General features: G+C 70.3%; 5 protein-coding genes. 2 read left to right on the top strand and 3 right to left on the bottom strand.

Features of this window, described 5'->3' with window-relative positions; all coding sequences use genetic code 11:
* Positions 1-2: 2 nt before the first annotated feature.
* Positions 3-3869 carry an FxSxx-COOH system tetratricopeptide repeat protein gene (gene fxsT, locus ABZU43_RS30880; protein ID WP_355009917.1) on the top strand — a complete coding sequence of 1289 codons (3867 nt, stop codon included), beginning with the start codon at positions 3-5 and terminating at the stop codon, positions 3867-3869.
* 59 nt (positions 3870-3928) lie between these two features.
* Here the strand turns inward: fxsT and ABZU43_RS30875 are convergent, their stop codons facing one another.
* Positions 3929-4804, bottom strand: coding sequence for an alpha/beta hydrolase (locus tag ABZU43_RS30875; RefSeq protein ID WP_355009938.1), 876 nt, complete (start codon positions 4802-4804; stop codon positions 3929-3931).
* Positions 4805-5072: 268 nt separating this feature from the next.
* Here ABZU43_RS30875 and miaB point away from each other — a divergent pair, with 268 nt between their 5' ends.
* Complete coding sequence (gene miaB, locus ABZU43_RS30870) at positions 5073-6566, top strand: tRNA (N6-isopentenyl adenosine(37)-C2)-methylthiotransferase MiaB (protein WP_355009916.1); 1494 nt, start codon at positions 5073-5075, stop codon at positions 6564-6566.
* A gap of 39 nt (positions 6567-6605) precedes the next feature.
* Here miaB and ABZU43_RS30865 read toward each other — a convergent pair whose 3' ends face one another.
* Together ABZU43_RS30865 and ABZU43_RS30860 are read right to left on the bottom strand one after the other, a co-directional pair.
* Positions 6606-7952 carry a cellulose binding domain-containing protein gene (locus tag ABZU43_RS30865; RefSeq protein WP_355009915.1) on the bottom strand — a complete coding sequence of 449 codons (1347 nt, stop codon included), beginning with the start codon at positions 7950-7952 and terminating at the stop codon, positions 6606-6608.
* Positions 7953-8211: 259 nt separating this feature from the next.
* Positions 8212-9795 carry a cellulase family glycosylhydrolase gene (locus ABZU43_RS30860; protein ID WP_355009937.1) on the bottom strand — a complete coding sequence of 528 codons (1584 nt, stop codon included), beginning with the start codon at positions 9793-9795 and terminating at the stop codon, positions 8212-8214.
* Between the last annotated feature and the right edge of the window lie 87 nt (positions 9796-9882).

Raw genomic sequence — 9882 nt, 5'->3', positions numbered from 1 at the left:
CGATGAACAACGATCGCGAAGGCCAGGTCGTCACCTTCTACTCGTTCAAGGGGGGAACGGGTCGGACGATGGCGTTGGCCAACGTGGCCTGGATCCTGGCCGCCAGCGGCCGGCGGGTGCTCGTCGCCGACTGGGACCTCGAGTCACCCGGTCTGCACCGCTTCTTCCATCCGTTCCTCGACGCCGAGGCCATCCAGGGCACCAGCGGTGTGATCGACATGATCCGTGAGTACGAGTGGGAGACCACCAGGGTCGACGACCGGCCGGACCGCTGGATGGAGCAGTACGCCCGGGTCGGGCGGCACGCGTTCTCGCTGCGCTGGAACTTCCCAGCCGGCGGTGGCCTGGACTTCCTCTCCGCCGGCCGGCAGAACAGCGACTACGCCGTCTCGGTGAGCGGGCTGGACTGGGACAACTTCTACAACCGGCTGGGTGGGGCGCAGTTCTTCGAGGCGCTGCGGGCGGACATGAAGCGCCAGTACGACTTCACCCTGATCGACAGCCGGACGGGGCTCAGCGACGTCGCCGATATCTGCACCCTGCATTTGCCGGACACCCTTGTCGACTGCTTCACCCTCAGCGACCAGGGCATCGACGGCGCGGCCCGGGTGGCGCACTCGGTCCGGGACCGGTACCGGCGGCGCGACATCCGGATCCTGCCGGTGCCGATGCGGGTCGACCAGGCCGAAAAGGAGCGGGCCGAGGCGGGTCGCCTGCTGGCCATGCGCCGGTTCGCCGGCTTGCCGGCCGGCAAGACCGAAGCGGAACGGCGGCGTTACTGGACCGCGGTGGAGGTGCCGTACCGACCGTTCTACGCGTACGAGGAGAAGCTGGCGACTTTTTGTGATCCGCCCGGCTCGCCGACGTCACTGCTGGCCGCGTACGAGACGTTGACCGGGATCCTCACCGACGGCGCGGTGACCGCGCTGCCGGTGATGGACGAGTCGGTGCGGGAGCGGGGCAAGGCCCGTTTCCGCCGTCGCACCGAGGCGATCGACGACCAGATCGTGCTCCGGTACGCGCCGGAGGACGCCATCTGGGCCGAGTGGCTGGAGCGGGTGCTCAGCTCGGCCGGGCTGCGGGTGGTGGACCCGACAGCCGCCGTCGGGTCCGCCGGGACGCCGGCCCCGCGCACGCTGACAGTGGTCTCACCGGCGTACGTGGCGACGCCGTCCGGCGGTCTGCCCGACCGGGACACGAGCACCGGTTCCACGGCCCTCGCCGTGTACGTCGCCGACCTGCGCCCGCTTGCGGAGTTCCCGTCGCAGAGTTCGACCAACCTCGTCAACGTGAGCGCCGCGACCGCCGTGGAGCGGGTGCTGCGGCTGGTCGGCCGACCGGTGCCGTCGTCGGCGGACGGGCCAGCGGGTGGGGGCACCCGTTACCCCGGCACCGAGCCGCTGATCTTCAACGCCCCCAACCGGAACGCGCGCTTCACCGGCCGGGAGGACGACCTGGCCCAACTGCGCGCGCAGTTGCAGAGCGGGGGTAGCGCGGTGGTGCTGCCGGTCGCCCTGCAGGGCATGGGCGGCGTCGGTAAGACGCAGGTGGCCCTGGAGTACGTGCACCGGTTCAAGGCCGGCTACGACGTGGTCTGGTGGATCGTGGCGGACCCGCCGCAGTTCGTCGACACCGCCCTCGCCGACCTTGCCGGCCGCCTCGGCATTCTCGTCGGGCCGACCCTGCCCGACACGGTCCGGTCGGTGCTGCAGGTGCTCGGGCGCGGTGAGCCGTACGAGCGGTGGCTCGTGGTGCTGGACAATGCCGAAGAGCTCGACCAGATCGAGCCCTTCCTGCCGCAGGGCCCCGGGCACGTCCTGCTGACCTCCCGCAACCGCGCCTGGGGCGACCGGGCGAACCCGATCCAGGTGGACGTCTTCCACCGCACCGAGAGCGTGGCGCACCTCGCCCAGCGGGTGCCCACGATCAGCGCCGACGAGGCCGACCGGGTGGCCGAGGCGCTCGGCGACCTGCCGATCGCGGTGGCCGCGGCTGGCGCCTGGCTCGCCGACACCGGCACGTCCGTCGCCGACTACCTGCGGCAGATCGAGCGACACGGCCCCAGCGCGCTCTCCGTGGAGGCGACCTGGGACCTGTCGCTGAACCGGCTGCTCGACCAGGCGCCGGCCGCGTACCGGCTGTTGCAGCTCTGCTCGGTGTTGGCCCCGGAGATCGCCCTCGAACTCATCTACAGCGACGAGATGGCGGAGGCCCTCGTGCCGTTCGACCCGTCGGTGTCGGAGCGGCTCGTGCGCGGCGCCCTGGTCCAGCAGATCAACCGCCTGGCACTGGTGAAACTGGACGTTCAGGGCGGCCGGGTCCAGGTGCACCGGCTGTTGCAGGCGGTGGTCCGCGACCGGATGACCGACGACGAGATCGACGCCGCCCGCCACCAGGTGCACCTGGTGCTGGCCGCGTCCCGACCCCGTGGAGACGTGGACGATCCGACCACCTGGGCCCGGCTGCGCATGCTCTGGCCGCACCTGGAGGTCTCCGAGGCGCTGACCTGCCCCGACGAGTCGGTGTGCCAGCTGCTGATCGACCGCGTCCGCTATCTGTGGCAGCGCGGTGGTCTGGATCAGGCCGACAGGTTCAGCCAGGAGGTGGACGACACCTGGAGTGCCAGGCTCGGCGACACGTACGACGAGGTCGAGGCGTCTGCGCTGGGCCGCCAACTGTTGCACCTCCGGTTCAACCGGGCGAACATCCTGCGCAGCCTGGGCCGGTTCAGCGAGGCCCGAGACCTGGACGAGGCGGTGCTGGCCGAGCAACGCCGACTCCTGGGCCCGCTGCACCCGCACAGCCTGATGACCGCTGGCAGCCTCGGTGGTGACCTGCGGGCGCTCGGCCGCTACGCCGAGGCCCTGGAACGGAACCGATCCACCTACGCTTCCTGGCTCCACGTGTTCGGCGAGGACCACCCCGGGACGTTGAGCGCGGCAAGCGACCTCGCCGTCTCGTACCGCCTGGTCGGCGACTACCGGTCGGCCCGTCGCTGGGACGACGAGGTGCACCAGCGGCGGCGGCTGGTGCTCGGCCCCACCCACCCCCACACTCTCGCCTCCGCCATGCGCCTCGGCATCGACCTGCGGGATGCGGGCGAGTACGAGAGGTCGGCCACCCTGCTACGCACCGTGTACGACACGTACTGCGAGGTGCTCGGGCCGGATGACGGCCAGAGTCTCGTCGCCCAGATCAACCTGGCGGTGTCCCTGCGCAGCTCCGGGCGGGGCAGTGAGGCCGCGCCGATGTTCGAGACGGCCTACCGCGAGTTCGACGAACGCTTCGGGCCGGACAACCCGGGCACGGTGGCGTGCCGGGCGAGCCGGGCGGCGAACCTGTTGGCGGTCGGCGACGCGGCTCAGGCGCTGACCGAGATGAACGCCGTGCGCCAGGCGTTCGAGGAGCAGCTCCAGCTCGGCCCGGAGCACCCGCACGTCCTGGCGACGGTGAGCAACATCTCGGCGGCGGAACGCGCGCTCGGACGTAAATCGGACGCGCTCGCGTCGGCGGCCCGGGCGGTCGGTGACTTGCGCAAGGTGCTCGGCCCCGACCATCCGCACACGCTCGCGGCTGAGGTGAACCAGGCGGTGTGCCTCGCCGAGGAGGGTGATGGGGAGTCGGCGCGGGACCGGCTGCGGGAGACCGCCGGCCGGCTGGCCACGGTGATCGGCACCGAGCACCCCGACACGCTGCGCTGCCTCGGCGATCTCGCCCTGGTGGCGAAGCTGACCGGCGGCAGCAGCGTCGAGGACGTCGACGTCGTGGCGGATCGGCTGGCCGAGGTGATTGGCGTGGAGCACCCGACCGTGCAGACCCTGCGTGAACGGCGGTTCTTGGTCCGGGTGATCGACCCACACACCATCTGAGCGCGGCGTTCGGCGGGCGGCCGGCCATCCGGGCGGCCCCGCCGGCCCCGGCCAAACGGTCAGAGCCGTGGGCTGGTCGCGAGGGCCGGCGTGGCCAGCCAGGTCAGGGTCTGCGGGAGGATCTCCACCGCCCCGAAGTGCGCGGCCCCGGGCTGCACCTGCACCTCGGCGCGCGGGATCCGCGAGGCGAGCCAGTGCGAGTGCTCCACCGGGGAGAAGCTGTCCAGCTCGCCGTGCCAGAGCCGGACCTCCGCGCGGATGGCGCTCAGGTCGAATCCCCAGCCACGCCGGATCGCCAGCACGTCGTCGATCCAACCCTCTGGGCCGTGTCGCAGCGCCTCGGAGTACATGTTGGTGAGCAGCCGGCGGATCGCGACGTCGTCGACGACCCGGATGTCCTCGTCGGGCAGTTGAGGGCGGAGGAAATCCAGCAGCGTCATCGGGTCCCGGCGGGCCTCGTCCGCGCGGACCTTCAGGTTGAGCGTGAGCTCGGCCAGGTCCTCGTCGGCCTGCCCGTGCTTTGCCAGGTTCGAATCCGCCATCCCGGCGTACCAGTCCAGGTCGGGTGCGCCGGCCGGGACGAGCCCCACCAGTACGGCGGCCCGGGTGACCCGGCCCGGCAGGAGCGCAGCACAGGCCAGGGCGTGCGGCCCACCACCGGAGCGGCCCACCACCGCGAACCGCGCGATGCCAAGGTCATCGGCGATCGCCGCCACGTCGGCCGCCGCGTCGGCCACCCGCCGGCCTTCGTGCCGGTCGGAGTCGCCGTACCCGGGTCGGTCGTAGCAGACGAGATGCACGCCGAGGCGGTAGACGACGATGCCCCGGGGCCGCGGGCCGCTGCGGCTGCCCGGGGTGCCGTGCAGCAGGAAGACCACGGGCCCGTCCGGCGCGCCCGAGGTCTCCACGGCGAGGTGCCGCCCGTCCGGCGTCATGACGGTGCGTTGTGCCGCATCTCGTCCCGTCACGCGTGGCCTCCCGCGGGTCGTTCTGCGCTGCCCGGCTGTGTGGAGCCGCGCAGCGGACCTGAGTACGAAGACCCCGAATCGCCCAGAATCACGCTTTGTGCCGCAGCGTACTGCCCGCCGCAAAACCTCACCACGGCTCGCCCGGTCGACGCCACAGGACCGGACAAAGCCGGTCGGAGGTGCCACCGGACCGGGCCGCTACCCTGGTAGCCCGAGGGGAAGGGGCACCAACAGGGTGGCTAGGACCTACAACGTCGTCACGTACGGCTGCCAGATGAACGTGCACGACTCCGAACGCATCTCCGGCCTGCTCGAGCAGGCGGGATACGAGCGTGCACCCGCTGGCGACGACACCCCGGACATCGTGGTCTTCAATACCTGCGCGGTGCGGGAGAACGCGGACAACCGGCTCTACGGCAACCTCGGTCGTCTGCGCCCGGTGAAGGACAAGCACCCCGGGATGCAGATCGCTGTCGGCGGCTGCCTCGCCCAGAAGGATCGGGGCGACATCGTCCGCAAGGCCCCCTGGGTGGACGTCGTCTTCGGCACTCACAACATCGGCGCGCTGCCGGTGCTGTTGGAGCGGGCCCGGCACAACGCCGCCGCCGAGGTGGAGATCCTGGAGTCCCTCGACGTCTTCCCGTCCACGCTGCCCACCCGCCGCGAGTCCACGTACGCCGGCTGGGTATCGATCTCGGTGGGGTGCAACAACACCTGCACGTTCTGCATCGTGCCGGCGCTGCGCGGCAAGGAGAAGGACCGGCGCCCCGGCGACATCCTCTCCGAGGTGCGCGCCCTTGTCGACGAGGGCGTGCTGGAGGTGACCCTGCTCGGGCAGAACGTCAACTCGTACGGCGTGGAGTTCGGCGACCGGTACGCGTTCGGCAAGCTGCTGCGGGCCTGCGGCGACATCGACGGGTTGGAGCGGGTGCGGTTCACCAGCCCGCACCCGAAGGACTTCACCGACGACGTGATCGCCGCGATGGCCGAGACGCCGAACGTCTGCCACTCGCTGCACATGCCGTTGCAGTCCGGCTCCGACGACGTGCTCCGGGCGATGCGCCGGTCCTACCGCTCCGAGCGCTACCTGGGGATCATCGAGAAGGTCCGCGCGGCGATGCCGGACGCGGCGATCACCACCGACATCATCGTCGGCTTCCCCGGTGAGACCGAGGCCGACTTCCAGCGCACCCTGGACGTGGTCCGGGAGGCCCGCTTCTCCTCGGCCTTCACCTTCCAGTACTCGAAGCGGCCCGGCACCCCCGCCGCGACAATGGACGACCAGCTACCCAAGCAGGTGGTGCAGGAGCGTTACGAGCGGTTGATCGCATGCGTCGAGGAGATCACCTGGGCGGAGAACAAGCGCCTCGTCGGTGAGACCGTCGAGGTGCTGGTCGCGGTCGGCGAGGGCCGCAAGGACGAGCGGACCGGCCGGATGTCCGGTCGGGCCCGCGACGGTCGACTTGTGCACTTCGCGACCGAGACCGCCGACGGGGAGTCCCTGGCCGGTCAGATCCGGCCGGGCGACATCGTGCACACCACTGTCACGTACGCCGCGCCGCACCACCTGAACGCCGACGGCGCGCCGGTGGCGCACCGTCGCACCCGGGCCGGTGACGCGGCCGAGGCGGGGCGCTCCCCGCGTACCCCTGGGGTGTTGCTCGGTCTGCCGACGATCGGCGCACCGCCGGTCGTGGCTGCCCCCGCCGCTGGCTGCGCCACCCACTGACCGCGCGGAGGGGCCCCTGGACGAGGGGCCCCTCCGTGATCAGATGGTGATCTTGCCGGCGCCGGCGCCCGCCGTCACGATGGACTTGACGTTGCTCGCGGTGTCCAGCTGGTACGAGTACGGGATGCTGGCGACGCTGCCGCCGGTCTGGCCGGTGGGCGAGTTGACGAAGTGGTTGTTGCGGGCGACCAGGCTGCCGGGCCCCGAGTCCCCCTCGCCGAGGTGGTACGGGTCGTCGACGTTCTCGAAGTAGTTGCCCTCGACGAGCACGCCGGCGTTCTCGGTGGACGCCACGCCGTAGCCGCCGTTGGCCCGGTAGTAGTTGTTGTAGACGTGCACCGGGTTGCCGAAGCGGACCCGGGGGTTGCGCTGGTTGCTGCCGTCGAACCAGTTGTGGTGGTAGCTCACCCGCAGGTGGCCGACGTCCTGGCTGGCGTTGTCGTCGCTGTGACCGAGCAGCATGGTCTTGTCGTGGCTGAAGACCCGGTTCCACGAGACGGTGACGAAGTCCGAGCCGCGCTTGATGTCGACGGCGCCGTCGTACCCGTTGCTGAAGCTGTTGTGGTCGATCCAGATGTTGGTGGCCGACTCCTGCACGTTTATCGCGTCGTCGTTCCAGTTGCGGAAAGTCAGGTTGCGAATGATCACGTTGCGGTCACCGCTGACGTTGAGCCCGCAGCCGACGATCGTCGCCCCGTAGTTGCCGATGATGGTCTTGTTGGACCGGACCCGCAGCATCCCCGAGCAGGTGATCGTCCCGGTCACCCGGATGACGGCGGCGCCTGTGGCGTTCAGCGCGCTGGTGAGGCCCGAGGCGTTGCTGACGGTGGTCGTGGCGGCGTTGCCGCCACCAGTGGTGCCGCCGTTCTGGGTGGCCCAGCCGACCAGCGCCGACGGCTGCTGGCCGGGCGGGGGAGTGCTCGACGGTGGCGGGGTGGTCGGCGGTGGGGTGGTCGGTGTGGTGCTGCCGGTGCAGGCGACGTTGTTCAGGCTGAAGCTGCTCGGAGCCGGGTTGCTGGAGTTGTTCCAACTCGCGTTGAAGCCGAACGAGGCGCTGGCGTTCGTCGCCAGGTTGCCGTTGTAGTCGACGTTCGTCGCGGAGACCTGGCTGCCGCTCTGCGTGACTGTGGCGCCCCACGCCTGGCTGGTCTGCTGACCGGCCCCGTACGACCAGCGCAGCGTCCACCCGGAGACCGGGTCGCCGAGGTTGGTGACCGTGACGTTGCCGGTGAATCCGCCCGGCCACTGGCTGGCGACCGAGTAGGCCACCTGGCAGCCGGCGGCCGCCTGGGCCGACACGGAGGTCAGAAGCCCGGCGGTGACCAGGGTGGCGGTGGCTGCGGCAGTGGTGGCGATCAGCGTCATTCGACGCCGTCCTGTGCGCATGCTGCTTCCTTTCGGTGAGGCGGACGGAGGTGTCGCGACGCCCATGCCCGTGGGCGGCGAATCTCGGCCGGGACCAGTGGTCCTCGGGCCCGCCGGTGCAGGTTCGTGAAGGAGAGCGGCTCCCGCGCTCGCACCCACCAACGAAGAGGCAAGCGCTTTCCCGATGAAAACATAGAAGAATCTGAATGTAAATGGCCGGGACGGCCGATGCGCTGCACACCGGCCGCCCCGGCAGTGGCGCACCGGCCGTCCCGGTGGATCAGCAGGCGGTGCCGTTGAGTTTCACAGTGCCCGGCGCGCTCGCCGTGCCGTTGGCGGTGAAGCCCACCGTGACCGACCCGCCTGCCGGCAGGGACGGAGCGTGGCTCGGAGCCGCCGCGGTCACCGTCGTACCGGACTGCGTGACAGTGGCGTTCCAACCGCTGCCCAACGTCACCCCGGACGGCCAACTCCAGGTGACCGACCACGGGTTCACCGCGCCCGAGCCGGTGTTCTTCACCGTCAACTCGCCCTGGAAGCCGCCCTGCCAGGCGTTGACCTGCCGGTAGGTGGCCGTGCAGGCGCCGGTCGGCGGGTCCGTCGGCCCGCCGGTCGGCGGCCCGCTGGTGCCACCACCGGACGGCGCGATCAGGTACGGCTGGAGGATCGCCTGCTTGGCGGTGTTGACATTGGTCCAGTCGTCCAACGCGATACCGCCGGTGTCACCCGAGTTGGGGTTCCACGACCAGTAGGTGAAGGACATCCCGGTCACCCCGGTCCCGGTGTACGCCATCAACTTCTCCAGCCACACCTTGTCCTTCGGGTCGACCAGGGTGCTGCCGAACTCGCCCATCATGATCGGGGCGATGTTCTGCTTGTAGAGGTAACCGAAGTACTTGTCCCAGATGGCCGGCATGTTCGCCGGGTAGTCCGGGGCGTCGAACCAGGTCTGCCGGTACACCGAGGTGGCGTACTCGTGCGGCGAGTAGACCAACCGGTTCGCCACACTCAGCCGGACCGGGAACTGCCCCGCCTTCGACAGGTTGCCACCCCACCAACCGCAGTCCTCGTCGTTGCTGGTGTCGCCGTCCCAGACGTTGGAGAGGCCACCACTCGGGCAGCTCACCCCCTCCACGAAGATCAACCAGTTGGGCTGGACGCCGAGGATGGCGTTCCCGGCCCGCTCGGCGGCGAGCCGCCAGTCCCGGGCGGTGTCGCCACAGCCCCAGCACGCGCCGGTGGCCGCCGGGTTGGTGCCCTCCGCGTGCGGCTCGTTGTGCAGGTCGGCACCGATCACCGTCGGGTTGCCCGCGTACCGCTGCGCGAGCATCTTCCAGTCGTTGATCCAGGTCGCCTCGGAAACAGTCGACGTGTACCAGAGTGGTGACTGCCCGGCCGCCGTCGGCCGGTGCCGGTCCAGAATGATGCGCATGCCCTTGCTGCCGGCGTAGTTGATCACCTTGTCCAGGATCTGCAACGGCGACAGCCCGATCAGGTCCGGGTTGACGAAGTCGTTGATCCCACTGGCGGTCGCACCCGGCTTCAGGGCGTCGTTCGAGTACGGCACCCGCAACGTGTTGTAACCCAACCGGGCCATCGTGTCGAGCTGCCCCCGCCACGGGTTGTTCGACCACAGCCCGTGGAAGGTCTTGTTGTCGGTCTCCATGCCGAACCAGTTGATGCCGGTCAACCGGACCGTCGCACCGGTGCTGTCCACGATCTGGTTGCCACTGGTATGCAGATAACCCGTACCGGTGCCGGCGGCGACGGCCGGGCTGGTGCTGACAGCGGTGGCGAGGAAGACGCCAGCCGCGACGGTGACGAGCGCGGTGAGCGCGCCGCCGAGAGCCTTGGGACGGAACAATTCAAGCTCCACTTCGGAGATCCGGCGCCGTCCAGAAACGACGCCGGCGGGCGGCCGTCCGCACGTCACGGTCCCTCAGGGGTACGC

The sequence above is a fragment of the Micromonospora sp. NPDC005205 genome, assembly GCF_040608275.1.
GTDB lineage: Bacteria > Actinomycetota > Actinomycetes > Mycobacteriales > Micromonosporaceae > Micromonospora.
Note: the sequence above shows the minus strand (reverse complement) of the source record. Positions and strands in the feature narration are given on the sequence as shown.